This window comes from Sulfitobacter litoralis (assembly GCF_900103185.1).
Taxonomy (GTDB): domain Bacteria; phylum Pseudomonadota; class Alphaproteobacteria; order Rhodobacterales; family Rhodobacteraceae; genus Sulfitobacter; species Sulfitobacter litoralis.
Genome location: NZ_FNJD01000002.1, coordinates 83,109 through 108,832 on the forward strand (window position 1 = coordinate 83,109; position 25,724 = coordinate 108,832).

The 25,724-nt window shown below is 55.6% G+C and carries 31 protein-coding genes; 21 read left to right on the top strand and 10 right to left on the bottom strand.

The window, feature by feature from the left end; translation table 11 throughout:
- Positions 1 to 2: 2 nt before the first annotated feature.
- On the bottom strand, positions 3 to 1,172 hold the full coding sequence (locus BLQ98_RS02215; protein ID WP_093731721.1) for a MalY/PatB family protein: 1,170 nt from the start codon (positions 1,170 to 1,172) through the stop codon (positions 3 to 5).
- A gap of 99 nt (positions 1,173 to 1,271) precedes the next feature.
- Here BLQ98_RS02215 and def (BLQ98_RS02220) point away from each other — a divergent pair, with 99 nt between their 5' ends.
- The 5 genes from def (BLQ98_RS02220) to BLQ98_RS02240 are packed head-to-tail and all read left to right on the top strand — an operon-like array spanning position 1,272 to position 3,935.
- Positions 1,272 to 1,790, top strand: a complete 519-nt coding sequence (def, locus tag BLQ98_RS02220) for a peptide deformylase (RefSeq protein ID WP_093731722.1) — start codon at positions 1,272 to 1,274, stop codon at positions 1,788 to 1,790.
- Entirely contained in the window at positions 1,787 to 2,254 is a 468-nt protein-coding gene (def, locus tag BLQ98_RS02225) for a peptide deformylase (RefSeq protein WP_093731723.1), read from the top strand. Before def (BLQ98_RS02220) ends, def (BLQ98_RS02225) begins: the two co-directional genes overlap by 4 nt.
- The gene (gene def / locus BLQ98_RS02230) at positions 2,251 to 2,748 is read left to right on the top strand and encodes a peptide deformylase (RefSeq protein WP_093731724.1); all 498 of its coding nucleotides are present in this window, start codon (positions 2,251 to 2,253) and stop codon (positions 2,746 to 2,748) included. Before def (BLQ98_RS02225) ends, def (BLQ98_RS02230) begins: the two co-directional genes overlap by 4 nt.
- A gap of 30 nt (positions 2,749 to 2,778) precedes the next feature.
- Positions 2,779 to 3,693, top strand: coding sequence for a methionyl-tRNA formyltransferase (fmt, locus tag BLQ98_RS02235; protein WP_093731725.1), 915 nt, complete (start codon positions 2,779 to 2,781; stop codon positions 3,691 to 3,693).
- 2 nt (positions 3,694 to 3,695) lie between these two features.
- A complete protein-coding gene (locus BLQ98_RS02240) occupies positions 3,696 to 3,935 on the top strand; it encodes a hypothetical protein (RefSeq protein ID WP_093731726.1) in 240 nt (79 codons plus the stop codon).
- A gap of 2 nt (positions 3,936 to 3,937) precedes the next feature.
- Here BLQ98_RS02240 and BLQ98_RS02245 read toward each other — a convergent pair whose 3' ends face one another.
- The 5 genes from BLQ98_RS02245 to BLQ98_RS02265 form a co-directional block, all read right to left on the bottom strand.
- Positions 3,938 to 4,561: a trimeric intracellular cation channel family protein gene (locus BLQ98_RS02245; RefSeq protein ID WP_093731727.1), complete on the bottom strand. Its 624-nt coding sequence runs from the start codon at positions 4,559 to 4,561 to the stop codon at positions 3,938 to 3,940.
- Entirely contained in the window at positions 4,558 to 5,013 is a 456-nt protein-coding gene (gene rnhA / locus BLQ98_RS02250) for a ribonuclease HI (RefSeq protein WP_093731728.1), read from the bottom strand. Before rnhA ends, BLQ98_RS02245 begins: the two co-directional genes overlap by 4 nt.
- 69 nt (positions 5,014 to 5,082) lie before the next feature.
- On the bottom strand, positions 5,083 to 5,535 hold the full coding sequence (locus BLQ98_RS02255) for a DUF3429 domain-containing protein (RefSeq protein WP_093731729.1): 453 nt from the start codon (positions 5,533 to 5,535) through the stop codon (positions 5,083 to 5,085).
- Positions 5,532 to 6,482, bottom strand: coding sequence for a 4-hydroxy-3-methylbut-2-enyl diphosphate reductase (gene ispH, locus BLQ98_RS02260; protein WP_093731730.1), 951 nt, complete (start codon positions 6,480 to 6,482; stop codon positions 5,532 to 5,534). Before ispH ends, BLQ98_RS02255 begins: the two co-directional genes overlap by 4 nt.
- Before the next feature lie 144 nt (positions 6,483 to 6,626).
- Positions 6,627 to 7,172 (bottom strand): LabA-like NYN domain-containing protein, encoded by a 546-nt coding sequence (locus BLQ98_RS02265; RefSeq protein ID WP_093731731.1) that lies wholly within the window; start codon positions 7,170 to 7,172, stop codon positions 6,627 to 6,629.
- A gap of 127 nt (positions 7,173 to 7,299) precedes the next feature.
- Between BLQ98_RS02265 and folK the strand changes: the two genes are divergently transcribed.
- From folK to recO, 11 genes are all read left to right on the top strand, one after another.
- Positions 7,300 to 7,902, top strand: coding sequence for a 2-amino-4-hydroxy-6-hydroxymethyldihydropteridine diphosphokinase (gene folK / locus BLQ98_RS02270; RefSeq protein WP_093731732.1), 603 nt, complete (start codon positions 7,300 to 7,302; stop codon positions 7,900 to 7,902).
- A 70-nt stretch (positions 7,903 to 7,972) separates the two neighbouring features.
- The gene (gene rpoZ / locus BLQ98_RS02275; protein ID WP_093731733.1) at positions 7,973 to 8,326 is read left to right on the top strand and encodes a DNA-directed RNA polymerase subunit omega; all 354 of its coding nucleotides are present in this window, start codon (positions 7,973 to 7,975) and stop codon (positions 8,324 to 8,326) included.
- Between the two features lie 36 nt (positions 8,327 to 8,362).
- Complete coding sequence (locus tag BLQ98_RS02280; protein WP_093731734.1) at positions 8,363 to 10,513, top strand: RelA/SpoT family protein; 2,151 nt, start codon at positions 8,363 to 8,365, stop codon at positions 10,511 to 10,513.
- A 34-nt stretch (positions 10,514 to 10,547) separates the two neighbouring features.
- On the top strand, positions 10,548 to 11,243 hold the full coding sequence (locus BLQ98_RS02285) for a DUF2062 domain-containing protein (protein ID WP_093731735.1): 696 nt from the start codon (positions 10,548 to 10,550) through the stop codon (positions 11,241 to 11,243).
- Positions 11,227 to 11,979, top strand: coding sequence for a pyridoxine 5'-phosphate synthase (locus BLQ98_RS02290; RefSeq protein WP_093731736.1), 753 nt, complete (start codon positions 11,227 to 11,229; stop codon positions 11,977 to 11,979). The genes BLQ98_RS02285 and BLQ98_RS02290 overlap by 17 nt, the downstream gene beginning before the upstream one ends.
- Positions 11,980 to 11,988: 9 nt before the next feature.
- On the top strand, positions 11,989 to 12,396 hold the full coding sequence (acpS, locus tag BLQ98_RS02295) for a holo-ACP synthase (protein WP_093731737.1): 408 nt from the start codon (positions 11,989 to 11,991) through the stop codon (positions 12,394 to 12,396).
- Between the two features lie 111 nt (positions 12,397 to 12,507).
- Positions 12,508 to 13,344 (top strand): signal peptidase I, encoded by an 837-nt coding sequence (gene lepB, locus BLQ98_RS02300; protein WP_093731738.1) that lies wholly within the window; start codon positions 12,508 to 12,510, stop codon positions 13,342 to 13,344.
- Positions 13,341 to 14,027, top strand: a complete 687-nt coding sequence (gene rnc / locus BLQ98_RS02305) for a ribonuclease III (protein ID WP_093731739.1) — start codon at positions 13,341 to 13,343, stop codon at positions 14,025 to 14,027. Before lepB ends, rnc begins: the two co-directional genes overlap by 4 nt.
- Positions 14,024 to 14,932 carry a GTPase Era gene (gene era, locus BLQ98_RS02310; RefSeq protein ID WP_093731740.1) on the top strand — a complete coding sequence of 303 codons (909 nt, stop codon included), beginning with the start codon at positions 14,024 to 14,026 and terminating at the stop codon, positions 14,930 to 14,932. Before rnc ends, era begins: the two co-directional genes overlap by 4 nt.
- 60 nt (positions 14,933 to 14,992) lie before the next feature.
- Entirely contained in the window at positions 14,993 to 15,322 is a 330-nt protein-coding gene (locus tag BLQ98_RS02315; protein ID WP_093731741.1) for a DUF1491 family protein, read from the top strand.
- The gene (gene recO, locus BLQ98_RS02320; protein ID WP_093731742.1) at positions 15,322 to 16,047 is read left to right on the top strand and encodes a DNA repair protein RecO; all 726 of its coding nucleotides are present in this window, start codon (positions 15,322 to 15,324) and stop codon (positions 16,045 to 16,047) included. Before BLQ98_RS02315 ends, recO begins: the two co-directional genes overlap by 1 nt.
- Here recO and BLQ98_RS02325 read toward each other — a convergent pair.
- Complete coding sequence (locus tag BLQ98_RS02325; RefSeq protein ID WP_093731743.1) at positions 16,031 to 16,426, bottom strand: META domain-containing protein; 396 nt, start codon at positions 16,424 to 16,426, stop codon at positions 16,031 to 16,033. The two genes, recO and BLQ98_RS02325, sit on opposite strands and share 17 nt — an antisense overlap.
- 50 nt (positions 16,427 to 16,476) lie before the next feature.
- Positions 16,477 to 18,162 carry an acyl-CoA dehydrogenase family protein gene (locus BLQ98_RS02330; protein WP_093731744.1) on the bottom strand — a complete coding sequence of 562 codons (1,686 nt, stop codon included), beginning with the start codon at positions 18,160 to 18,162 and terminating at the stop codon, positions 16,477 to 16,479.
- A 146-nt stretch (positions 18,163 to 18,308) separates the two neighbouring features.
- Between BLQ98_RS02330 and BLQ98_RS02335 the strand changes: the two genes are divergently transcribed.
- On the top strand, positions 18,309 to 19,076 hold the full coding sequence (locus tag BLQ98_RS02335; RefSeq protein WP_093731745.1) for a sulfite exporter TauE/SafE family protein: 768 nt from the start codon (positions 18,309 to 18,311) through the stop codon (positions 19,074 to 19,076).
- 3 nt (positions 19,077 to 19,079) lie between these two features.
- Here the strand turns inward: BLQ98_RS02335 and BLQ98_RS02340 are convergent, their stop codons facing one another.
- Positions 19,080 to 19,439 (bottom strand): helix-turn-helix domain-containing protein, encoded by a 360-nt coding sequence (locus tag BLQ98_RS02340; RefSeq protein WP_093731746.1) that lies wholly within the window; start codon positions 19,437 to 19,439, stop codon positions 19,080 to 19,082.
- 151 nt (positions 19,440 to 19,590) lie between these two features.
- On the opposite strand from BLQ98_RS02340, the gene BLQ98_RS02345 reads away from it, so the two are divergent.
- Together BLQ98_RS02345 and BLQ98_RS02350 are read left to right on the top strand one after the other, a co-directional pair.
- A complete protein-coding gene (locus tag BLQ98_RS02345) occupies positions 19,591 to 20,490 on the top strand; it encodes a helix-turn-helix domain-containing protein (protein WP_244148363.1) in 900 nt (299 codons plus the stop codon).
- Between the two features lie 78 nt (positions 20,491 to 20,568).
- Positions 20,569 to 21,285: a hypothetical protein gene (locus BLQ98_RS02350; RefSeq protein ID WP_093731747.1), complete on the top strand. Its 717-nt coding sequence runs from the start codon at positions 20,569 to 20,571 to the stop codon at positions 21,283 to 21,285.
- Between the two features lie 48 nt (positions 21,286 to 21,333).
- Here the strand turns inward: BLQ98_RS02350 and BLQ98_RS02355 are convergent, their stop codons facing one another.
- Positions 21,334 to 22,932, bottom strand: coding sequence for a phosphoenolpyruvate carboxykinase (locus BLQ98_RS02355; RefSeq protein ID WP_093731748.1), 1,599 nt, complete (start codon positions 22,930 to 22,932; stop codon positions 21,334 to 21,336).
- A gap of 361 nt (positions 22,933 to 23,293) precedes the next feature.
- Between BLQ98_RS02355 and BLQ98_RS02360 the strand changes: the two genes are divergently transcribed.
- The gene (locus BLQ98_RS02360) at positions 23,294 to 23,995 is read left to right on the top strand and encodes a response regulator transcription factor (RefSeq protein ID WP_093731749.1); all 702 of its coding nucleotides are present in this window, start codon (positions 23,294 to 23,296) and stop codon (positions 23,993 to 23,995) included.
- A gap of 41 nt (positions 23,996 to 24,036) precedes the next feature.
- A complete protein-coding gene (locus tag BLQ98_RS02365) occupies positions 24,037 to 25,719 on the top strand; it encodes a sensor histidine kinase (protein WP_244148364.1) in 1,683 nt (560 codons plus the stop codon).
- Positions 25,720 to 25,724 lie beyond the last annotated feature (5 nt).

A 25,724-nucleotide genomic window follows, 5' to 3' on the forward strand; every position in this document is an offset into this window, starting at 1 on the left:
GTCTACTGCAGGTCTTTGAACGCGTCGCGTAAACGGTCGCAGGCTTCCTCTACGCGGGCGCGCGGTGTGGCGATGTTGAACCGAAGGAAGTTCTCACCGCCCTTGCCGAAAGTGGGCCCATGGTTCGCCGCGATCTCTGCGGACTTTTCGACCCGCTGAGTGAATTCAGACCTATCCATACCGGTCCCGCTGAAATCGACCCAGGCAAGGTAAGTTGATTGTAGCGACATGGATTGCAGCCCTGGTATGCTCTGGATGGCGGCGTCAAAAATCTGCCGGTTGCCGTCAAGATAACTCACCAGATCATCGACCCACGCCGCGCCTTCCGGCGAATAGGCTGCGGTGGCCATAAAAAGGCCAAATGAATTCGGCGACAGCCCCATCGCCGCGACACGTTGGGCAAAGATCGCACGTAACTTGGGGTCTGGAATAATGACATTGCCAGAATGGCAGCCAGCAATATTGAAGGTTTTCGTCGTCGCGGTCATCATGACCAGCCGATCGTTGATCCCCTCGATGAGCGCCATTGCTGTATGCTTATGGCCGGGCATCACAAGATCATGGTGGATTTCATCTGACACGAGGATGAGGTCATGGCGCTTGGCAAATGCAGCGACGTCCTCTAGCTCGGATTTGGACCATACACGGCCCCCCGGGTTATGTGGCGAACAGAAAATCAGCATCGTTTCATTGCCGGTCATTTGGGCGTCATAGGCATCGAAATCCAATGTGTATTGGCCGCCTTCCAACGCCATTTCGCATTCTACAACCTGCCGACCCGCGGCCGAGATCACCCGCGCAAATGCATGGTAGATGGGCGTGAAAAGAACCACGCCGTCCCCTGGTTTGGTGAAGGCATCAACGCACATTGCCGTCCCGTTTACCAATCCGTGGGTGGTGAAAATCCACTCTGTTGCGATTTTCCAGCCATGGCGGTTCTCCATCCACCACTGGATGGCGCCCAGATATTTGCTATCGTCGCCGAAGTAGCCATAGACGCCATGATCCAACATGTCTTGCAGCGCGGTTTGAACCACCTGCGGCGGACGAAAATCCATATCGGCAACCCACATCGCGATTCCGGTATCTGCGGGGACGCCATAGATCTGCTCCATCTTGTCCCATTTCGCGCAATGGGTGCCACGCCGGTCGATGATTTCGTCAAAGCTCATGGGGTTCTCCTGTCAGATTTGGCCGTCACGCTAAACCTAATCGACCGGACCGCAAGGCCCGAGGTTGCAGCGGCGTATGTGTTGGCCTAAATCATCTAAATGATACGCAATATTTTATTACACCCTGATCCTCGGCTTAAAAAGCCATGCGCCCCCGTGACCAATATGACGGAGGATCTGCGCAGCTTGGCCGATGATATGCTTGCAACGATGTATGATGCGCCAGGGATTGGTCTTGCGGCACCCCAAATCGGGGTGATGAACCGTCTGATCGTCATGGATTGTGTCAAGGAAGAGGGTGAAACGCCGCGTCCGTTGGTAATGTTCAACCCTGAAATCGTTGCCTCATCGGACGAGCTTAACACCTACGAAGAAGGGTGTTTGTCGATACCTGAGCACTTTGCTGATGTGACGCGCCCGGCTGATGTAGATGTGCGGTGGGTCGATGCCGACGGGAATGAGCGAACAGAGACCTTCACCAAGCTTTGGGCGACCTGCGTGCAGCACGAAATCGATCATTTGGACGGCAAGCTTTTTATCGATTACCTCAAGCCGATGCGACGTCAGATGATTACCCGCAAAATGACCAAGTTGAAACGAGAGTTGGCGCGCGAATGAGCGTGCTGGAAATCGTCACATGGCCCGATGTACGTCTGACAACGGTTTGCGATCCAGTTGAAACGCGTTCGCCTGAAATAGATCGGTTGATCGCCGATATGCTCGAGACGATGTATGCCGCCCCCGGTCGCGGTTTGGCCGCGCCCCAAGTTGGCCGGACCGAGCGAATTTTCGTGTTCGATGCGGGCTGGAAAACGGGCACGCCTACGCCCGTGGCATGTATCAACCCGCAGATTCTGAGGCTGTCTGACACCCGCGCTATCGGCGAGGAGGGGTGCTTGTCCATCCCTGGCGTGCCGATGAATATCCCCCGTGCGACACAGGTAACCTTGCGGTGGACAGATGCGAATGGCACCCACGAACGAGATTTTGCCGGGGCTGAGGCCGTGATTGTGCAGCATGAATATGACCATCTTGATGGGGTCGTCATCTATGATCGGGTAGAGCAGGAGAAAAGCCAATGACCGTTCGTCGCATCATCCCGTGGCCCCATGCCTGCCTGCGGTCCCCCGCTGCCCAAGTGACTGAAATTAATGATGAAATAAGAAAGTTGTGGGACGATATGATCACCACGATGGATGCGATGCCCGGCGTCGGCTTGGCCGCGCCTCAGATCGGGGTGGCGTTACAGGTGGCTGTTGTAGATGCCTCGAAGGGTCGGGACAAGCGGATCAGATTGGCGAACCCAGTTGTGATCGATGCCTCCGCGATCATGAATGAATACGATGAAGCGAGCCCGAACCTACCCGGGATCTCTGCGAAAATTCGCCGTCCACGTGGCGTTAAGGTGCAGTATCTGGATGAACAAGGCGATACAGTGACCCGTGACTTTGTCGGCTTGGAAGCGACCAGCGTGCAGCATCAAATTGATCACCTCGCCGGTAAGATGTTTTTCGACAATCTAAGTAAAACGCGCCGCGATATGCTGCTTCGCAAAGCTCGAAAATTCAAGATTTAGTCACCTTTAGGTTTTAAGAGGATGTGTGTGATGCGTGTGATCTTTATGGGAACGCCCGAGTTTTCGGTGCCTGTTTTGGACGCATTGGTGCTGGCCGGCCACGAAATCGCCGCTGTCTATTGTCAACCGCCCCGACCAGCAGGGCGTGGTAAAAAAGATCGTCCGAGCGCGGTGCAGCAGCGGGCCGAGGCGCTTGGCCTGCCTGTTCGTTACCCTGTGTCGTTGAAAACGGACGAGGCGCAGGCCGAGTTTGCCGCGCTTGAGGCTGATGTCGCGGTTGTTGTTGCCTATGGCCTCATTCTGCCGCAAGCGGTTCTGGATGCGCCCAAATCCGGGTGTCTGAACATCCACGCGAGCCTACTGCCGCGCTGGCGCGGAGCTGCGCCGATCCATCGTGCAATCATGGCCGGTGATGAAGAAACCGGCGTTTGCATCATGCAAATGGAGGCTGGGTTGGATACAGGTCCGGTGTTGATGCGTTCAACGACACCGATCCGCAGTACTGAGACGACGATCGAACTTCACGACCGGTTAAGTACTCTGGGTGCAGAATTGATTGTGGAGGCGCTACGCCAGCTGCCGCAGCTTGCGCCAGAGCAGCAGCCTGACGTGGGCGTGAGCTATGCCAGCAAGATTGATAAAGCTGAGGCGCGCATCGATTGGTCCCGCCCCGCTGCGGACGTCGACCGTCAGATCCGGGGCTTGTCGCCGTTTCCGGGGGCTTGGTTTGAACTGAATGATACGCGGGTAAAGGTGTTGGCTTCTGCGCTTGCGGAGGGGGGCGGTTCGGCAGGGGAGGTATTGGATGCCAGTCTGACAGTCGCCTGCGGGACAGGTGCCGTTCGGTTGATCTGCTTGCAACGTGCGGGAAAAGCGGCGCAAGATGCCGAGACATTCCAGCGTGGCGCGCAGATCGCGGCGGGCACAGTTCTGAGCAAAGGGTAAACATGTTTCCGACGCTTATCGGCACGGTTGTGATTGCGGGTCTTGTGGGCTTTTTCGCCGAAAAGTCCGGCTTTACCCGCAACGGATATCTTGCGTCGATTATCATTTGCGTTGGTGGGGCGTTCTTATTCTATTTTGTCCGCCTGATGTTTGGCTTTGGGTTTAATTCCGCCGGTATGAACGCCATCGCGTCGTCTATTGGGGCCCTGATTATCGTACCGTTTCATTGGCGTCGGAAATAGGGTTACACCCGCGGTGGACGGCTTTTGTACACCGGCAAGTGCCACCCGAAATACAGCGATCCGGCACGTAGAACCCATGTTACGCAGGCCCCGACAAACAATGAAATCGAATCATCCCCTAGTATGCTGCGGGTGATAACAGCGGTGGCGGCACCAGCAAAGGCTGCTGTCACGTAAAGCTCACCCTGGCGCAAGACCAAGGGCACTTCGCCGACGACGACATCGCGCATCAGGCCACCCATGCAGCCTGTGATCATTCCCATCAAGACAACGACGACGGCCGATTGATCCAGCGAAATCGCGATGCCCGTACCAGCGGCGACGGCCACGGCAAGGGCGATGGAATCAAGCCAAAGCAAGGCGCGATACCGGCTTTCCAAAAGGTGCGCTGATAGAAAGACCACCAGCGCGGCGGTCACACCCAGGGCAAGATGCGTGGGGTTCGCGATCCAGAAAATCGGGTTTCGATCGAGCAGGAGATCCCGCAGAGTGCCGCCACCCAGTGCCGTCAAACAGGCGATAAAGGCAAAGCCCACCAGATCAAGCTGCGCGCGGCTGGCCACAAGAGCACCCGTGATCGCAAAGACCAGCACGGAGGCGTACTCGAGCAGGGTGAGCAGGCTCATTTTGTCTTGAACGGGGCCATGCCAGTCCGGGCCAGTTCATCCGCACGTTCGTTTTCCGGATGCCCCGCGTGGCCTTTGACCCACTCCCATGTCACCTGATGCCGCGCATTCGCGGCGTCGAGGCGCTGCCAAAGTTCTGCGTTTTTTACAGGCTTTTTCGCGGCATTTTTCCAGCCGTTTTTCTTCCAGCCAAAAATCCAGCCGGTGATCCCGTTTTTGACATAGTTACTGTCTGTGACGATCGTAATCTCGGTTGGGCGGGCCAGCGCTTCGAGGGCGCTGATGGCGGCCATGAGTTCCATACGGTTATTGGTCGTATCGGGTTCGCCGCCTTTGAGCTCGCGTTGTTTGACGATCTTGTCGCCCTCCATCGCCCGCATTAGGGCTCCCCAGCCGCCAGGACCGGGATTGCCCGAACAGGCACCGTCAGTATATGCAATTAGCTTTGTCATAGGGCTGCCTTATCCAGTCTGGCGTGGGGGCGTCCAGTCTATTTTGACTTGGATAGGCGACTTTTGTCGTTAAAGAAAGACGCCCACGGCGAGACAGGCCAGCACCACAACAGTCAGCAGCGTGCGCAGTTTCAACCACCAGCGCGGCGCAAGACGCCAGTGCCAGAACGCTGCATCCAAGACGAGCAGACCGGCAAAACCGAACATCAGGTTCAACCCAGACCCGACAGGACCGCCGCTGGTCATGAAAAATGCCCACAGCGCCGGGAGTACAGCAAGGATATACCCAGCAGTGGCCTTGGCCCCGCTGGTCTTTGTTGCGAACCCCCATAGCACGCCAGACATGAAGGAAAGGATAACGGTGCCATAGAATAATTGAATATAAGGCCCGACAAAGCGCCCGCCTAAGGTCGTAGCCCCCCAATTGGCCAAGGGGTCAACCAGCCCGGTCAGCGCCCCCCAGATGAACGGGATCAGACCGGCAAGGCCAAGCCAGAGCGGTGCGCGGGGAATGCCGGTCATGCGGGCACGCGCAGAACGCGGGGGACCTTGAACTCGACGTTTTCAACGGCGGTTTCGACCAATTCGGTGGTCACCTCATAGCGGTCTTTGAAGGCGTCGATTACTTCATTGATCAGTTGCTCGGGGGCGGAAGCACCCGCCGTGATGCCGATACTTGCGATGCCTTCAAGGCTGCGCCAATCAATATCCGTCGCGCGCTGTACCAGCTGCGCATATTCACACCCAGCACGCGATCCAACCTCGACAAGACGGCGGGAATTCGACGAATTCGGCGCGCCAACCACCAGCATCGCATCGCATTTCGGAGCCATTGCCTTGACCGCTTCTTGGCGGTTGGTGGTGGCATAGCAGATGTCTTCTTTGTGAGGCCCGATGATTTGGGGGAAACGGCGGTTCAGTGCGGCGACGATTTCCGCGGTGTCATCAACGCTCAGCGTGGTCTGGGTGACATATGCCAGTTTTGTCGGATCGCGCACATCGACGGTATCAACATCGGCCGGGGTTTCAACGAGCAGAACCTCGCCCGGTGGCAGTTGTCCCATCGTCCCGACGGTTTCGGGGTGTCCCGCGTGACCGATCATGATCATCTGCAAACCCGCATCGGCATGTCGCTGTGCTTCGATATGAACCTTAGAAACAAGCGGGCAGGTGGCGTCGACATACACCATATTGCGCGCTTCCGCTTTGGCAGGCACGGCCTTGGGTACCCCGTGAGCTGAGAAGATCACGGGTCGGTCATCGGGGCATTCCGAAAGCTCTTCGACAAAGATTGCGCCGCGTTCGCGCAATCCATCAACGACAAATTTATTGTGCACGATTTCGTGGCGCACGTAGACTGGTGCGCCCCACTTTTCGATGGCCATTTCGACGATCTTGATCGCACGGTCCACGCCCGCACAGAACCCGCGCGGTGCGGCAAGGTATAGGGTCAAAGGCGGTTTGGTCATCAATCTCTCCTCGGGCTGGGGCCATAGGTAAGGGTTGCGCCGCGCATCGTCCAGACCGGCGGCGGCACAGTCTGCTGCTTCGAGTGCAGGCGCACCTATCGCAGGGGCATGGCAGCTGCGGAGATGTAGGCGCGGGGTAGCGGCTTATTCGTCCGGTGTTTCACGTGGAGGCCGGCCAATAACGTCGCGCAGGTCTTCGAGCTCGATGAAATTGTCGACCTGACGGCGTAATTCGTCAGAGATCATAGGCGGTTGGCTGCGGATTGTGCTGACAACAGACACGCGGACACCCTGCCGTTGCAGGCTTTCCACCAGCGGGCGAAAATCCCCGTCACCGGAAAAGATCACGATATGGTCAAGATGTGGCGCGAGCTCCATCGCGTCGACCGCAAGCTCGATATCCATGTTTCCCTTAACCTTGCGGCGACCCATGCTATCCGTGTATTCTTTGGCGGGCTTGGTCACCATCGAGAACCCGTTGTAGTTCAGCCAGTCGACCAATGGTCGTATCGGCGAATATTCGTCATTCTCGAGAAGGGCAGTGTAATAAAATGCACGCAATAGCTTCCCGCGCCGCATAAATTCCTGCCGCAACAGCTTGTAGTCGATATCAAAGCCCAGGTTCTTGGCGGCGGCGTAGAGGTTAGAGCCGTCAATGAACAAAGCTAAGCGTTCGTCCTTGTAGAACATGAAATGCCTTCCTAATACACGTCGTTCGGAAAACTGCGTCGTGTAGCGCTGCTATAAAACGAAATGTTTCAAAATGAGTTTCCGACTTTAATAACATACTACCTAAGAGTTTTTGAGGGGGCAGCAAGTGAAGACATTCGGCAAGGCCCGTGACGATGGGGCACAAATCGGCAGGGAAGCGCTGATCGCCTTGGGGGGGAATCAATCTTCGGTTGCGGGAGGGCCCGCTGATACGGTGATGAAGTCGCTTAAAATACTAGAGAATATGGCGGTACAAGTCGTCGCTGTTAGTCCGCTCTACTCAACCCATGCGTATCCGCCAGGGTCTGGCCCAAACTTTGTAAATACAACCGCAAGGATTAGATTCGACGGCGAGGCCGATCAGATTTTAGCCATTCTTCACGCTGTAGAGGGGCAGTTGGGGCGCGAAAGGACAAACCGTTGGGGCCCCCGTACGGTGGATCTGGATTTGATCGCGATGGGGGATACGGTGCTGCCCGATGCAAAGACACAGGCCCTCTGGCGCAAGCTTGCATTCGACCAACAGTCGGTTCGCGCACCAAATGAACTGATCCTGCCACACCCTCGTTTACAAGATCGCGCCTTCGTACTGGTGCCGCTTGCCGACATCGCGCCGGACTGGCGTCATCCGCTGATTGGCAAAACAGTTCAAGAGATGTTGAATGACCTACCTGAGGCAGATAAAAAGGGGGTATGGCCCATGGAATAGGGCCTTGTAAATTCCGCCGATGGCTTCTAAATAGTCGGCTTCTTGCAGCATTCATGATTGGAGCATCCCCATGGCCCGCGTCACTGTCGAAGATTGTGTAGATAAAGTGCCAAACCGGTTCGAGCTTGTCATGCTTGCCGCGCACCGTGCCCGCGAAATTGCGGCTGGTTCGCCGGTCACTGTTGATCGTGATAACGACAAGAACCCTGTCGTTTCCCTGCGCGAGATTGCAGATGAAACGCAGTCGGCTGACGATCTGCGCGAACGTCTGATCGAAAGCAATCAGAACCAAATCGAAGTCGATGAACCCGAAGAGGACGCGATGGCGCTTCTTATGGGGGCAGAACAAGATAAGCCCGAAGAGGACAGCATGTCCGAAGAAATGCTGCTGCGGCAGTTGATGGCGGCGCAAGGGCAGGGCTAAGGCCCGCGCCCTTCGGGGCTTATAGGCAGGACAGGCATGAACACCGCCGACATTACGGCTGAAGACCTTATCGCGCTTGTGCGCGCTTATAACCCTAAGACAAACGAAAATCATATTCGGCTGGCCTATGAATATGGCCAGCAGATGCATGACGGGCAGTTCCGCCATTCAGGCGAGCCCTATTTCACGCATCCGGTCTCTGTTGCGGCTATTTTGACCGAACAGCAGCTGGATGACGCGACTATCATTACCGCATTGCTGCACGACACGATCGAGGACACGAAAGCGTCCTACCGCAGCGTCGATGAAAAGTTCGGGCGTGACGTGGCCGAGCTGGTTGATGGCGTGACCAAGCTGACCAACTTGCAGTTGAATTCTAACGAGACCAAGCAGGCCGAAAATTTTCGCAAGCTGTTTATGGCAATGTCGAAAGACCTGCGGGTTATTTTGGTTAAGTTGGCGGACCGGCTGCATAATATGCGCACGATCAAGTCGATGCGCCCTGATAAGCAGATTCAGAAAGCACGCGAAACAATGGATATCTATGCGCCTCTTGCAGGGCGTATGGGGATGCAATGGATGCGCGAAGAGCTCGAAGATCTAGCGTTCCGGGTGCTCAACCCCGAAGGGCGGCAATCCATCATCCGGCGGTTCATCACGCTGCAGCGTGAAACCGGCGATGTGATCCAGCGCATTACCGGCGACATGCGTCACGAGCTTGAGAAGGCTGGAATCGAGGCTGAGGTATTCGGGCGGGCAAAGAAGCCCTATTCTATCTGGCGGAAAATGCAGGAAAAGCAGCAATCCTTTTCCCGTTTATCAGATATTTATGGTTTCCGCGTTATCACCACGTCGGAGGATGAATGCTACCGCGCCCTTGGAACAATCCACCGACGGTGGCGGGCTGTTCCGGGACGGTTCAAGGATTATATTAGCCAGCCTAAAACCAATGGCTACCGGTCGATCCATACCACCGTTTCAGGTCGTGATGGTAAACGGGTCGAAGTGCAGATCAGAACGCGGCAGATGCATGATGTCGCCGAATCCGGTGTGGCGGCGCATTGGTCCTATCGTGACGGTGTACGGTCCCGAAACCCGTTCGCAGTCGACCCAGTGAAATGGGTTGCACAGCTGACAGAGCAGCTTGATTCAGAGGAGGATCACGAAGATTTCCTCGAGGCGGTCAAGCTCGAGATGTATGCCGACCAAGTGTTCTGTTTTACGCCCAAGGGCGAGGTGGTCAAACTGCCCCGTGGGGCCACGCCGATCGATTTCGCCTATGCGATTCACACGCGAATCGGCGCTGCCTGCGTCGGGGCTAAGATCGACGGTATGCGCGTTCCTTTGTGGACGCGGGTGAAAAACGGTCAGTCAATCGAAATTATTACCGCCCAAGGTCAAACACCGCAGGCAACGTGGCTGGATATTGCGACGACCGGAAAGGCGAAAACAGCGATTCGTCGCTCGCTACGTGAATTGGATCGCGCGCGCTTTGTGAGTTTGGGGCGCGAATTGGCGCGCTCGGCTTTTGAGCAGATGAATAAATCTGCGACAGAGAAAGTATTGCGCACCGCCGCGCGCAACCTGCGGCTGTCCAATGAGGAAGAACTGCTGGCGCAGCTTGGGTCGGCGGAGCTGTCGGGCCAAGAAGTGGTGCAAGCCGTCTACCCCAACCTGCGTCCGAAACCCGGCGAACATGTCGACCGCAAACGGGCGGTTGTAGGCTTGGAAGCGGGTCAGTCCTTTGACCGGTCCCCGTGCTGTCAGGCGCTTCCAGGGGAACGCATTGTCGGCATTACCTTCCGCGGGCAGGGCGTGAAAATACACACGATCGACTGTGAACGCCTGTCTCATTACGAGGACCAGCCCGAACGGTGGCTGGATTTGCGGTGGCACGATGGTCCGCATCCGGCGATCTATGGCGCGACGCTGGAGCTGACCATCGGCAATGGCGTTGGGGTTTTGGGTCGGATCTGTACCTTGATCGGTCAATCCTCGGCCAATATCGCGGATTTGGAATTTTTGGACCGCAAGCCTGACTTTTTCCGGTTGCTGATCTACGTAGAGCTGCGAGACATTGCACATCTGCATTCTTTGATCCCCATGCTGGAGGCCGAGAGCGAAGTGGCCGAGATCAGCCGATATCGGAACCCCGATTTGTTCAAGGCAGGCAGCAAAGACGCATGATCCGCCCGGACTGCGCTGACCCAAGGACGAACTGTTGATTTTCAAACGCCGCGACCCCAAGCCGACAGTGCGCGCGATGGCTGAATTCATGTGGCCTCGGGGTGGTTGGACGCGGGCGTTCCATTATGTCAAACACCGTATGCGCCGGTTGCCTGATACACCCGAACGGATTGCACGCGGGATTTGGGCTGGGGTTTTCACGACATTCACGCCGTTTTACGGAATGCATTTTATCGTAGCGGCGTTGGTCTCACGGGTGATGCGGGGCAATCTGCTGGCGGCGCTGATGGGGACGTTTTTTGGCAACCCCTTAACCTACGTGCCGATTGGCTTGTCATCGCTGTCAATGGGGCACTGGATACTCGGGTCTCAGATGCAGACGGGGGAACACCGGTCATTCGGCGGCAAGTTCTTTGACGCCGGACACGATTTATTGGCCAATTTTGTCGCGATCCTAACCAACCGCGATATGGATTGGTCCGGGCTTGAGGTATTCTGGCATCAGGTGTTTTATCCGTATTTGATCGGGGGCATTGTGCCCGGCATGATCTGCGCGACAATCGCGTATTATCTGGCTGTACCGTTACTTCGGGCCTATCAAAAACGACGCAAGGGCGCGATTAAGGCCAAGTTTGACTCGTTGAAGAAAAAAGCCTCGGCCAAGGCAGAGGCGAAACGCAAGGCAGAGCAGGCGGCTCTGGAGGGGAAAGACCATGGCGGCACAAGGTAAGCTTCGGCTGGGTGTAAACATTGATCACGTGGCAACTGTGCGCAATGCGCGCGGTGGTGGATATCCTGATCCGCTGCGTGCCGCTCGGGCCGCGCAAGAGGCCGGGGCCGATGGAATTACGGCGCACCTGCGCGAAGATCGCCGTCACATCACGGATGCCGATATCGAGGGTCTGCAAGAAGTGCTGACCGTGCCGCTGAACTTTGAAATGGCAGCCACCGAAGAGATGCAGGCTATCGCCTTGCGCCACAAACCCCATGCGGTTTGCATCGTGCCCGAAAAGCGCGAGGAACGGACCACGGAGGGCGGTTTGGAAGTGGCGCGCGAAGAAAACCGGTTGGCGCACTTCATTGCGCCTTTGCGCGAAGCAGGTAGCCGCGTCAGCATCTTTATCGCCGCCGACCAGCGTCAGATCGAAGCCGCGAACCGCATCGGGGCCGAAGTGATTGAACTGCACACCGGTGCCTATTGCGACGCCTATGCCGAAGGGCATTGGGAGGAGGCGCAAAAAGAACTTCAAAAGCTCGAGGAGATGTCGAAATTTGCGCATGATCTAGGGCTTGAAGTGCACGCAGGCCACGGGCTGACCTATGACACCGTGAGCCCGATCGCCGCCTTCCCTGAAGTGCAAGAGCTGAACATCGGACATTTTCTGATCGGCGAGGCTATCTTTCTGGGGCTTGGTCCCGCCATCGCCGAGATGCGCCGCCTGATGGATGACGCCCGCAAGGGCTGAGGGCGCAGCATGATTTTGGGCATTGGGACTGACCTTGCGAATATCGAACGGATTCAAGGCACGCTGGACCGCTTTGGGGACCGTTTTAGAAAACGCGTATTTACCGAAGTTGAACAGCAAAAGGCTGAACGGCGGCGCGATATCGCGGGGACCTATGCCAAGCGATGGGCGGCCAAGGAAGCCTGTTCAAAGGCACTTGGTACCGGACTGCGCATGGGGATCGCATGGCGGGACATGGCCGTGAGCAATCTTCGAACCGGCCAGCCCGTGATGGAAGTGACCGGTTGGGCCGCAGAACGTCTGGCCGAAATGACACCCGAAGGACATGAGGCGATCATTCATGTCACGCTGACCGACGATCACCCTTGGGCCCAGGCATTTGTCGTCATCGAAGCCCGCCCCAAGGCAGGGATCTAGCCGCAACGGCAAATCATGGCCCAATCGGTCGATCGATCGGGGGCGGGGTTGCTTGACTTGCGGCAATGGCACCCGCATGTAACGCTCGAACGCATGAACAGGAGCGCCAAAATGGCCGCCAAAGAGAAAACCGGCAACGCCTTTGTCGAAACCATCAAAACGATTGTCTATGCGCTGTTGATTGCGGGTGTCTTCCGGACCCTGTTTTTCCAGCCGTTCTGGATTCCGTCCGGGTCGATGAAAGAGACGTTGTTGATTGGTGATTTCTTGTTCGTGAACAAAATGGCCTACGGCTATTCCTACGCGTCCTGCCCTAGCGTGATGATGCCCCGTTTCGGCATCGAAGTGGACGCAAAGGATATCTGCGGCGTGTTTGACGGCGACAACACACGTCTGTTCGGATCGGAACCTGAGCGCGGCGATGTTGTTGTTTTCCGTCACCCCGTATCGGGCCGTGACTATATCAAACGTTTGATCGGGTTGCCGGGCGATAAGGTCCAGATCACCGATGGTACTGTCAGCATCAATGGCACCGCGGTCGAGCTACGTGAGGATGGCGTTTTCGAAGAAGTCATGGACCGTCAAGGACCGCAGGGTATGCGTCCACGCTGTGAAAATGGTGCGGTCGGTGCTGGTGGGATGTGCAAAAAGACCCGCCAGATTGAAGTTCTGCCCAATGGGGTAGAGCACCCGATCTTGAACATTGGCAATCAAGCGTCGGACAACACCGGCGTGTATTCGGTGCCGGAAGGGCATTACTTTTTCATGGGCGATAACCGCGACAATTCGGCCGATAGCCGTCTTGCGCAGCAAGCCGGTGGCGTGGGTTTTGTCCCGTTCGAAAATCTGATTGGGCGCGCGGATCGAATCATGTTCAGTTCGGGGGGGCGGTCTATGCTGTTCTTCTGGACGTGGCGGGGCGATCGTTTCTTTAAGGCGGTCAAGTGAAGTTAAACGCTGATCTCCGGGCCTTTGAGGGCCGTATCGGGTACCATTTTACCAAGCCCGAGCTGTTGAACCGTGCGGTGACCCACGCCTCTATGTCGTCGGCCAACCGCGACGATAACCAGCGGCTTGAGTTTCTGGGCGACCGCGTCTTGGGGCTGGTGATGGCCGAAGCGCTGCTTAACCTTGATCCTGCCGCGACCGAAGGCCAGCTGGCCCCGCGGTTCAATGCACTGGTACGCAAAGAAGCCTGTGCGGAGGTCGCGCGCGAGATCGATATGGGCGCTGTGCTCAAGCTCGGTCGCTCTGAGATGCTATCAGGCGGCCGGCGCAAGCAAGCATTGTTGGGCGACGCGATCGAGGCTATAATCGCAGCTGTCTATCTGGATGGCGGGTTTGACGAGTCCAGAGCGTTGATCCTGCGGCTGTGGGGGACGCGGGTGCTGCAGGTCAAGCAAGACGCCCGCGATGCCAAAACCGCGTTGCAGGAATGGGCACAGGCGCGCGGCTTGCCGCCACCCGCCTATGTCCAGACTGACCGGCAGGGGCCAGACCACGCCCCTGTGTTTACCATCACTGCCCGTATTGAAAGCGGGGCCAGCGCCGTTGCGTCCGCCCCGTCGAAACGTCAAGCCGAACAGGCCGCTGCCAAGACGCTCTTGGCCCAATTGGAGAGACCCTCATGACCACGCGCGCCGGATTTATCGCCCTGATAGGCGAGCCCAACGCGGGCAAATCGACGTTGCTCAACCGCATGGTGGGCGCGAAAGTGTCGATTGTGACCCATAAGGTGCAAACCACACGCGCCCGGATCCGCGGCGTTGCGATGGAAGGGCAAAGCCAGCTTGTGTTCGTCGACACGCCCGGTCTGTTCCAACCCCGTCGTCGGCTGGATCGCGCCATGGTGGCTGCTGCTTGGGGCGGTGCTGCAGATGCCGATGTTGTCATTCTGCTGATTGAGGCCAACCGCGGGATCACCGAAGGTGTGGAACGCATTCTCGAAGGTTTGGCCGACATCGGTAAGGGACGTAAAGTTGCGCTGGCGATCAATAAAATCGACCGCGTTGACGCACCGGTTTTGCTGGGTCTCAGCAAAGAGATCAATGACCGATTTAATTTCGTCGAGACCTTTATGATTTCAGCGGAGCGCGGGCATGGCGTCGATACATTGCGCCAATGGCTCGCAGCTGAGTTGCCCGAGAGCCCATGGCTTTACCCCGAAGATCAGATCGCAGATCTGCCGATGCGCATGATTGCTGCCGAAATGACCCGCGAAAAGCTCATCCTTCGCCTGCACCAAGAGCTGCCGTATCAGCTGACGGTTGAAACCGAGAATTGGGAAGAGCGCAAGGACGGGTCGGCGCGGGTAGATCAACTGATCTATGTGGTGCGTGACGGGCACAAAGGTATTGTGCTGGGCAATAAGGGCGAGACAATCAAGTCCGTCAGCAAAGCCGCGCGCGAAGAGCTCGAAGAGTTTTTGGGCCGAAAGGTTCACCTGTTCTTGCAGGTCAAGGTGCGCCCGAACTGGCTCGATGAGGCGGAGCGCTACTCTGAAATGGGGTTGGAGTTCAAAGACGGCAATGTCTAGGTTTGGTGCGATCCGACCCTTCGGGGAGGAATTTTCACCATTTGGAAGCAAGGGCTTGTCATGGCCCGGCTGACGGCGCGGTTCTGGGTCGACGCCTACCTCGCGCGGCTGCGCGTCTATGATATACCGGCATTTGTTGTCGCGCACGGGGATGACACTGGCGGCGCGGTTCTGGTGAAGCTGGCCACATTGGATGGAAATGCGCAGCTTTTTCATAAAAGCTTTGATTTGATCAGTGGTGAACGAACTTGGGTCGAGATGACGAGCGGCCAAGAGCCTGATGTGGATGAATCGATCAGTCGACAGCGCGGCTTTGACCCGGATCTATGGGTGATCGAGGTTGAAGACCGCCAAGGCCGCCATCTGTTGCACGAGGATGGGCTGAGTTGATGGAATGGCGCGATCAGGGCATTTTGCTGAGCACGCGCCGCCACGGCGAAACATCGGCGATTATCGAAGTTTTTACGCCAGAACGTGGGCGTCACGCCGGGATCGTGCGCGGCGGCACCAGCCGTAAAATTGCGCCAATCTTGCAGCCGGGTGCTCAATTGGATGTCTCATGGCGTGCACGATTAGAAGACCACATCGGTGCTTTTACCGTCGAGCCGGTACGAAGTCGGGCGGCATTGGCGATGAACGACCGGATGAGCCTCGCGGGATTGAACGCCGTGACCGGTCTGCTGGTTTTCGCCCTGCCTGAACGCGAGCCCCATGCACCGCTGTATCGGCGAACGGAAGCTCTGCTGGACCTTTTAGGGCAGGGGGACCTGTGGCCGCTCGCCTATCTTCAGTGGGAAATCAGTTTGTTAGACGAGCTGGGCTACGGGCTTGATCTTAGCGTTTGTGCTGTCACCGGACGAACAAGCGGGCTGATCTTTGTGTCGCCAAAAACGGGTCGTGCCGTCACGCGGGAGGGGGCTGGAGAGTGGGTGGACAAAATGTTGCCGCTTTCGCCCGTGCTCCGTGGTGAGGGTGATGCGAGCAACGCAGATATTGTGTTGGCGTTTAAAACCACGGGCTATTTTCTAGAACGACATCTGGCACGAGACCTTGGCGCAAGGTCTTTGCCTGAGGCGAGAACGCGATACGTGGAGGCCTTCAGTCGGCAGCGATAAACACCATATTAAGGTTCTCGGTGTTAGATAGAATCATCACATCATCCAGTATTTCGATGATGGTGGTGCGTATAAGCGCGTTGGTGAGTGATTTTTCGTACTGCAGGTCCGGGCAGAACATTTTGGTGGAGGATATGATCGTGAGTGTGACCCACGGATAGGGCACGGTATTCGACGCAGTGATACGGTTGCACGGACCTTGGATGGCGATTGTTTCTGCGTCTAGAAAGGACAGCGTCGTAGTTGCCGGGAACGGGACGCCGTTTATCTCTTGTAGATCCCAAAGACGGTCTGCCCCGCCATATGCCCAAGCGGTTTCATTCCGACTGCACAGATTTGTCAGAGCAGCAAGAATTAGAAGAGGGATGAATTTGAACATACTCGGTGCGAAAGCGGCCCGACGGTGTTAGCCATCAGGCCGCTGTGACACTATCCTAGCAAGCGGCGAGAGATGACCTGCGCCTGGATCTCTGCGGCACCTTCAAAGATGTTGAGGATTCGCGCATCACAGAGGACACGGCTGATCTTATACTCCAGCGCAAAGCCGTTGCCGCCGTGAATTTGCAGACCGTTGTCAGCCGCGGCCCAGGCGACACGTGCGCCGAGTAGCTTCGCCATACCTGCTTCGACGTCACAACGACGACCTTCATCTTTCTCGAAGGCAGAGAAATAGGTCAGCTGACGTGCAATCATAATCTCGACCGCCATCATCGCAAGTTTTGAAGACACACGAGGGAAGTTGATCAGGGACTTTCCAAATTGCTTGCGGTCGATAGCGTATTGCATGGAGATATCGAGCGCGGACTGCGCAACCCCAATGGCACGAGCCGCCGTCTGGATGCGCGCGCTTTCAAAGGTTTCCATTAGCTGTTTAAAGCCTTTGCCCTCTTCGCCGCCCAACAGATTTTCACCTTTGACATGGAAACCATCGAACGCGAGTTCGTATTCTTTCATGCCGCGATAGCCCAGCACTTCGATCTCGCCGCCGGTCATGCCTTCGGACGGGAAGGGGTTTGCGTCATCGCCGGGCGTTTTTTCGGCCAGAAACATCGACAAGCCTTTGTAGTTTGTCGTCTGAGGGTCAGTCCGTGCTAAAAGGGTCATGACATGGGTGCGCGCCGCGTGGGTAATCCATGTTTTGTTGCCTGTCACCTTATAATCGTCACCGTCCTTCACTGCGCGGGTACGCAGGGAGCCGAGATCCGAACCGGTATTCGGCTCTGTAAATACGGCCGTGGGCAGGGTCTCAGCGCTCGCAATCCGGGGAAGCCATTTTTCTTTCTGGGCGTCCGTCCCGCCCGCGATGATAAGCTCCGCTGCGATTTCCGAGCGTGTCCCCAGAGACCCAACGCCGATATAGCCGCGCGACAATTCTTCGGAGACGACGCACATAGAGGCTTTGGACAGGCCAAAGCCGCCGTATTCCTCGGGGATTGTCAGGCCGAAAACGCCCATTTCTGCGAGCTCATTGATGACCTCAATCGGGATCAGCTCGTCCTTGAGGTGCCATTCGTGGGCGAAGGGCTCGACCTTTTCAACAGCGTAGCGGCGGAACTGCTCGCGGATCATCTCTAGCTCTTCATCGAGGCCGGACCGACCCACGGTGATGTTAGCGGATTGCTCTTGCATCAGTTCAACAAGACGTGTGCGTGCGGCTTGCGTATTGCCCTGCTTTTGCAATGAAGTGATGCCAGCGTTCACGAATGCGGTCTGATCCTCGGTCGCTACACCGAGATCGTGCAGGCGCAGAATTTCACCTTGGTTCATCTGAATGCCGCCGGTCATCTGGCAGAGATATTCACCGAAGGCGATCTGATGAATTAGCTGTTCGGTCTCGGTAAACTTGTCTTCGGACTGAAGTTTTTCTGCCCATAGCTGCATCTGATGAAGAGACTGCGCATAGGTAGCGAGCCAAGCAAGCCCATGTGCCGCGGTTTGATTTTCTTCGACAAGTGCGTTCGCCACTTTTCCGTCTTGAGACACAATCGCGCGTACCGCGGCTTTCGCTGCATCTAAGAGACGATCCACGGGAGCCAACGTTGATTTGGTAATCGCAAGCAAGTCTTCGATAACAACTTCGGTGCCAGCAATTACGTCTTGTCCATCATGTGCCATCTGTAAGCTCCCTTATTTGGTTAAGGACGACATAGACCTTTCGCAGTTGCAGCACAATAAAGATACGTTTCGATGCGACAAATTGGTTTAAAATTTCGTCGATGATTTCGCGTGCGCCTCTTGGTAAACTTGATATGAACATGCCCATGGACATGCTTTTTACCTTAATGACACCGGGAGAATGGGCTTTTGCCTTCGGGGTCGGACTTGTAGCTGGGTTTATTAAGGGGGTGGTGGGCTTCGCGATGCCCTTGGTCCTCATATCGGGGCTCACGATGTTTCTAACGCCCGAGCTCGCGCTGGCCGGGCTGATCTTCCCAACGGTCATCACGAATATGTTTCAGGCCTTACGGCAGGGCGTAGCCGCTGCGTGGGGCAGCATGAAAATGTTTAAAGTTTTCCTGATCGCCGGAGGCGTCGCACTTTGCCTGTCTGCCCAGACTGTGCGGTTTCTCGCCGCTGATACGATGATGCTGGTGATTGGTGTGCCGATAACGCTATTTGCTTTGTGGCAGGTCACGGGACGCAGTTTTACCCTCTCGCATAGATCCACAAGACTAGAGGCCGCTATCGGGGTGTTCGCTGGGGCCATTGGCGGCGTTTCGGCCGTCTGGGGGCCGCCGACAGTCGCCTACCTTACTGCGCTTGGAACGCCCAAGCATGATCAAATGCGCGTGCAAGGGGTCATCTACGGATTAGGTGCAATCCTATTGCTGATTTCGCATTTTGGATCTGGTGTATTGCGCGCGGAGACGGTGCCTTTTTCGACCGTGATGATCGTACCATCGCTGATCGGCATGTGGCTAGGCAGCCTGGTGATGGACAAGATTGACCAAGCGTCTTTTAAGAAAGCGACACTGGTCATCCTGTTAATTGCGGGGGCAAATCTAGTCCGCCGCGGTCTATTTGGCTAACGCTTAACTTTGCCGCGCGACGGTCAATCCTGATACATCTTCGATAAATGTCACGATGCGTGTTTTAAGCGCATCATCATTTATCGCGGCCAAAGCGCTAACGATCTCGATGCTCGGGTCGGCCTTAGGCGTGGCATTTGTATCGTCATGCAGTCCTTCGAAAAAATACGCGGGTGCGACGTCTAGAATTTGAGACAATTCAAACAGACGGCTGGCAGCGACACGGTTCGAGCCAATTTCGTATTTCTGGATTTGCTGGAAGGATAGATTCAACCGTTTGGCCACATCGGTTTGAGAAAAACGACGCAGCGTACGAATCTGTTTTAGTTTTTTGCCGACGTGGATGTCTACGGGATGCGACATTCTGATACCTCCGGTTGTTGTTGTACCTAGTCATCCCCAAATCTCTCTTTCCGATCAATTGGATAGATTTATTCAATTTGTGGTTACAAAGTGTCCACTGATGTATTATGAATAATGCCTTAATGTATGATTAACTTACCATTGGTGGCCAATGAATAGTGTCGACAACGCAGGATTAGTTGAAACCGAAGCGGCCAAAATTCCGCCGTTACTATATGAAATGGTTAGATCTTTTATCGTTCTCGCGGACACACTCAATCTTAGCCAAGCCGTGCGCCTGTTGGGAAGTACGAGGCAGACAGTGCGGCGCCATATTGCCCAGATTGAAGACTATTTGGATGCCCCATTGTTCGATGTCGACGAACGCCGATATCGCCTTACTCAACGTGGTGAAGAAGCATTGCCCGAGGCGCGAGAGTTTCTCGCGCGCGGTAAGGTGTGGATCGGCGGTAATACACGAAGTTCCGGCGGCCTGTTGCGCCTGTCGCACGAAACGCCAAACGGGTGGAATTTCTATCAGCAGCAACGCCCCTTAACGCAGATTTGGGATGGCGAGTCGCCGATGATAAAAGAAGCATTTGTCGCCTGGGTGAATAGCGAGGGACGGTTGGAGCACGAAAATTTCCAGAAAATTCGTCCGTATGTTCTGGTGTACCGAGACTCCCCGAGCGGGTGGATTTGCATCGAGGTGGGGCAGGAATCATTTTATACAAATTGGTGGGGTTGGGAGAATGCGCGGAGTAGCATTGGGCGGCCCCTCGCTAATTTTCCGGGCGGTCCCGAGTTTGAGGCAATGCTGGATTTCCCTTTTCGGGAGGTGCAGGCGAACGGCGGGGTGCGCTTGGATGAAATTGTGACGCAAATACCGCGCGACACAGCCAGCGGAGAGCTTATCCCACTGGCATATAAAAGACTTTTAATGGCGAGCCGATTTCCTGACGGTAGTTTCGCCTTGATCTCGGCAGTAGATAGATCGCGCCATGTGACCATTTCCGGCCTAGATCAAGCCGCGATGTCAGGCATGCCCGACGACGCCATAGTGCGCTTTTAGCCATCTATCTAAAATTCGAAGCTAACTTTTGTCAAATAGGCTACCCTTTGTTGGAATTTCATCAGAGGAGAGTTCAGTATGACGTTGTTGAGTTTTCAGAGCGGCGAACGTTTTATCGCCAGTAGTTCAGAGGCCCTGCGCAAAGCTGGGATCACGTTAACGGTCGGTTATGACTTTAGGGTCTACAAGGAACTATTAGAGGATGCGCGACCGGATCACTTAATTGGGCTGCCCTTCGACCCTGTCGCGCATGATCTGAGCGAAAATAACGCCTTTTGGGTCGTTGGGCGGAATTCGAAAGGTGAAATTATGCATACGCAGGCGATGCGTATGTTGGCCTTGAAAGGGGCAAAGCTGGCCGAGTACCTGCGTCGGTCATTCGTAGAGTTTCCACCTCCGGGCGTTGATATTGATTTCCACCGCTCGAGGTATCGCGCGGGGCCGGGATCGCACCGCATCGCTGGCGACGTGTGCTATCATGGCGAATTTTGGGTCGGTGCGACGCCGCGTGAATTTAAGACCGCTGGTCTATCGTCACTATTGGGGCGCTATGCCTTCTGGCAGGCAATGCAGCATTGGGATCCAGACCACATCATTGCGTTCATGACAAATGCAGTTGTGTATAAGGGGTTCCCTGCACGCCATGGTTATATGCATACTGAGCCAGGCACGTTGCGATGGTTCATTAATGGGCAAGATGCGCCCGTTGAAGGCTTTATGGCCTATATGGACCGAGAGGATCTACGGTTTATTCTGGACATGCCTCTGTCAGATCGATCGTCGAGGGCGGCATAGAGGGCGCTAAGAATAGAGAGCCGCGCTTTTCGCGCGGCTCTGTTAAGATCAACCGATTGCGGCCGCTTTCACGTCCTCGTCGATATAGGGGAGGTATTGTTCAAAGTTCTCCGCGAACATTTTGACCAGTTTGGCTGCCTGACGATCGTAGGAAGCAGGATTGTCCCAAGTTCTGCGCGGGTCCAGAAGAATATCAGCAACCCCCGTCACTGCGACCGGAACGTCAAAGCCGAAGTTAGGGTCTTTGCGGTATTCAACACCTGCGAGTGATCCCTCCAGCGCTGCGGTTAGCAATGCGCGGGTGGCCTTGATTGGCATGCGGCTACCGGTGCCATAAGCGCCCCCGGTCCAGCCGGTGTTCACCAGCCAGCATGTCGCGCCATGCGTGGCAATTTTCTCGCGCAGGAGGTTGCCGTAAACTTCAGGGCGACGTGGCATGAAGGGGGCACCGAAACAGGTTGAGAATGTAGGCTCGGGTTCGGTTACACCACGCTCTGTGCCTGCTACCTTGGACGTGAAGCCCGACAGGAAGTGATACATTGCCTGCGCAGGAGTCAAACGCGCGATCGGAGGAAGTACACCGAACGCATCGCAGGTCAACATGATGATGTTCTTGGGATGCCCGCCGGTCGCTTTGGCGGAGGCGTTCGAGATGTAGTGCAGCGGGTAGGCGCAGCGCATGTTGGCGGTCAGGCTATCGTCATCGAAATCAAGCTCTTTTGTGTCTTGGTCAAAGATCATGTTCTCAATGACGGTACCGAACTTTTCGGTGGTCGCGTAAATCTCGGGTTCGGCTTCACTGCTCAGGTTGATCGTTTTCGCATAACATCCGCCCTCAAAGTTGAAGGTGCCATTGTCGGACCACCCATGTTCGTCATCGCCAATAAGCGTACGGCCGGGGTCGGCGGACAAGGTGGTCTTACCTGTGCCTGACAGTCCGAAGAACACCGCGGTATCAACGGGGTTGCCGGTGGCGTGGTTGGCAGAGCAGTGCATCGGCATGATGCCTTTCTCTGGCAGCAGATAGTTTAGCAGCGTGAATACCGATTTCTTGTTTTCACCTGCATATTCGGTGCCGCCGATGAGGATCATCTTTTTGTCGAAATTCATCGCGATAACCGTCTCAGAACGGCAGTTATGTTTTGCCGGATCAGCAGAGAAGCTGGGGCAATTGATCACAGTGAAATCTGCAATGAAGCTATCCAGTGCGTCGCGATCCGGACGGCGCAGCATGTGGCGAATGAACAGACCATGCCAAGCAAGTTCGGTCACCATGCGTACATTGATTGCATGTTTGGGGTCGGCACCGCCCACGAGATCCTGTACGAAGTAGTCCCGTCCCTGCATGTGAGCGAGCATATCTTGATGCAACGCGTCAAACCCTTCGGGGGACATCGTCGCGTTATTTTCCCACCAGATTTTGTCAGCGACACTTTCAGTCTTCACGACATGTTTGTCTTTGGGAGAGCGGCCGGTAAACTTACCCGTTGTGACCAAAAACGCACCGCCTTTGCCCAAGGTGCCTTCATCTCGCTTAAGCGCGGCCTCGACCAGTGCGGGCTCGATCAGGTTGTAATAGACATCACCCAGCCCGCTAATGCCTTGGTCTTCGAGGCGAAATTGCGGATTTACGCGGCCTAACGTCATGTGATGTCTCCTGTAGCTGCATCAGAAAGATGCCAATTCTTGCACAAATGGCTCGACCCTTTGGGGCCGTGACTGCCTCTTAGCACGTTGATTTACAGTATGAACAGGTAGGTTTGTCTCAGTTAGCGCCATCATCCAACTGTTTGCGGAAACTCTTCTTAATCCGACGTAAAGGCCTGCCGAATATCATGAGAGCTAACCCCGTATGTGCGGCAATTTAGCCATTTCTTAACAAATTGTGGCACGATTAAGGCTAAGATAAGGAGCGATTCTCAGTTTCCGATTGATTCGCCCGCGTAAATTGATGATCAGTAGAAGAAAAAATATTTAGCAGTTGAGCAGAATATAAAGGGAACAGGCAATGTCAAAAATTGCATTGGTGGACGACGATAGGAATATCCTAACGTCGGTCTCTATGACTTTAGAAGCCGAAGGTTTTGAGGTCGAAACCTATAATGACGGTCAGGCCGCGTTGGACGCATTCAACAAAAAGCTGCCCGATATGGCGGTGCTGGATATCAAAATGCCTCGCATGGACGGTATGGATCTGTTGCAACGGCTGCGGCAGAAAACTGCGATGCCCGTGATCTTCCTGACGTCCAAAGACGACGAAATCGATGAAGTGCTTGGCCTGCGAATGGGGGCCGACGATTATGTCAAAAAGCCTTTCAGCCAACGCCTTTTGGTTGAGCGTATTCGTGCGTTGTTGCGCCGCCAAGATGCTGTTGAAACGAACGAAGTTGGCGACACTGAAGAAACTAAAGTAATTGAGCGTGGCGACTTGCGGATGGACCCGCTGCGCCATGCTGTCAGTTGGAAGGGCAAGGATGTCTCGCTGACTGTAACTGAATTTTTGCTATTACAAGCGTTGGCTCAACGTCCTGGTTTTGTAAAATCACGCGACCAGCTGATGGATGTTGCGTACGATGACCAAGTGTATGTCGATGATCGTACCATCGATAGCCATATCAAGCGCTTGCGTAAAAAGATGCGGTCAGCGGACGAGGAGTTTTCCGCGATCGAAACGCTGTACGGCATCGGTTACAGATACAACGAAGAGTGATCTGAGCCATGGCCATTGTCGAAAGGAATTTTGTGCGGGACATGACCACGCCTAATCGGGACGGTGATGTTGTATTGGGTGACGACTGGGTCGCTCCGGACAAAATCGCGACAGATGAATTGCGCGGAAAACGTGCACGGCGCGGCCTGTTTGCGTTGCGCGCGTCGCCGTTGACCCGAAAAATAATCACATTCAACTTAATTGCGCTGAATGTTTTGGCCGCCGGTATACTCTATCTTAATTCCTCCCGAGATAGCTTGGCCGTACAACGGGGTGCCTCGCTTATCTCTGAGGCAGAACTTATTGCAGATGTGTTCGAGGCACAGCTAGCGGCGGGGGGCATTCCTGACGGGTTGGCGGGGGCGGAGAACGCGCGGGCAAGCCTTGAGCGGCTTGACCTGCGTAGTGGGATCGAAGTTTTTATCTTTGATACATCCGTCGATTTGGTTGCTCAAAACGCAGGGCAAAGCGATACGATCTCTGAGATTTCGGATCCTGGGGATACAGCCCTCATTTCTGATGGGCTAAGCTGGCTTTGGGGTGTGCTGTCCGCATCCTTTGGTGCAGCCACGCTGGCTGAGACTGTCCCGGTAGCAGAGCAGTTGCGGCCGCTGGTCTCTGGTGCTCTCGTCAGTGGCACCCGGATGGGGAATGATCTTGTTGGCGCGGGGGGAACGCTTTTCTCGGTCGCAACGCCTATCGTTCATGATGGTATGCCAATAGGTGTAGTCGCCGTTACCTCGGCAGCGGGGGAAATCGATAGGCTTGTGCGGGATGAGCGCGAGCGGGTCCTCCAGATGTTTGTCATTGCGACGCTGGTCTCTATCGGTCTGAGTATCGTGCTGGCTTCGACCATTGCGAACCCGCTATCAGATTTGGCGGCAGCCGCCGAGCTGGGGCGCGACAAAGATGCGCGAAAAATGAATCCCGGCCGAATCCGTATTCCGGATCTGACGGCACGCCCCGATGAAATCGGTCGGCTCTCAGGGGCGCTGCGCGGTATGGTGTCGGCGCTTTACAACCGAATAGACGGAAACGAGCAATTTGCGGCTGACGTCGCGCATGAGATTAAAAACCCGCTCGCCTCTTTGCGATCGGCTGTTGGCACGTTGCGCTTGATCAAGCGAGAAGACCAACGCGAAAAGCTGCTCGACGTCATCGACCACGATGTGCGCCGATTGGACCGTCTGGTTAGCGATATTTCGAACGCGTCGCGTCTGGACAGTGAGCTGGTCAAAGAAGAGGAAGAGCCCTTTGATTTGCTCATGATGATCGGCAATTTGGGTCAGTATCTGGGGGAAGACGCACGCAAACGCGGCATCGACTTTATAACTGATCTGCCAGAACAGCCGATTATCGTTCATGGCCTCGAAGCCCGTTTGGCGCAGGTTTTTGTGAATTTGATCAGCAATGCCGTGTCGTTTTGTGAAGATGGCGATGCAATACGTGTCTGGGCGCGCATGCGTGAAAATCGCATTCTCGTTGTCGTAGAAGACACCGGTCCGGGCATCCCGGAACAAGCGCTCTCGAAGATTTTCAAACGTTTCTACTCGGAGCGCCCCGAAGAGCATTTTGGTAATAACTCTGGGCTAGGGCTCGCGATTTCGAAGCAAATCGTAGAGGCGCATGGTGGTGTCATCTGGGCCGAAAATATTCGGCCGACCGATGCCGATATCACCTCTGACCCTCTTGGCGCGCGCTTTGTGGTTGGATTGCCGATCTGAAGCCG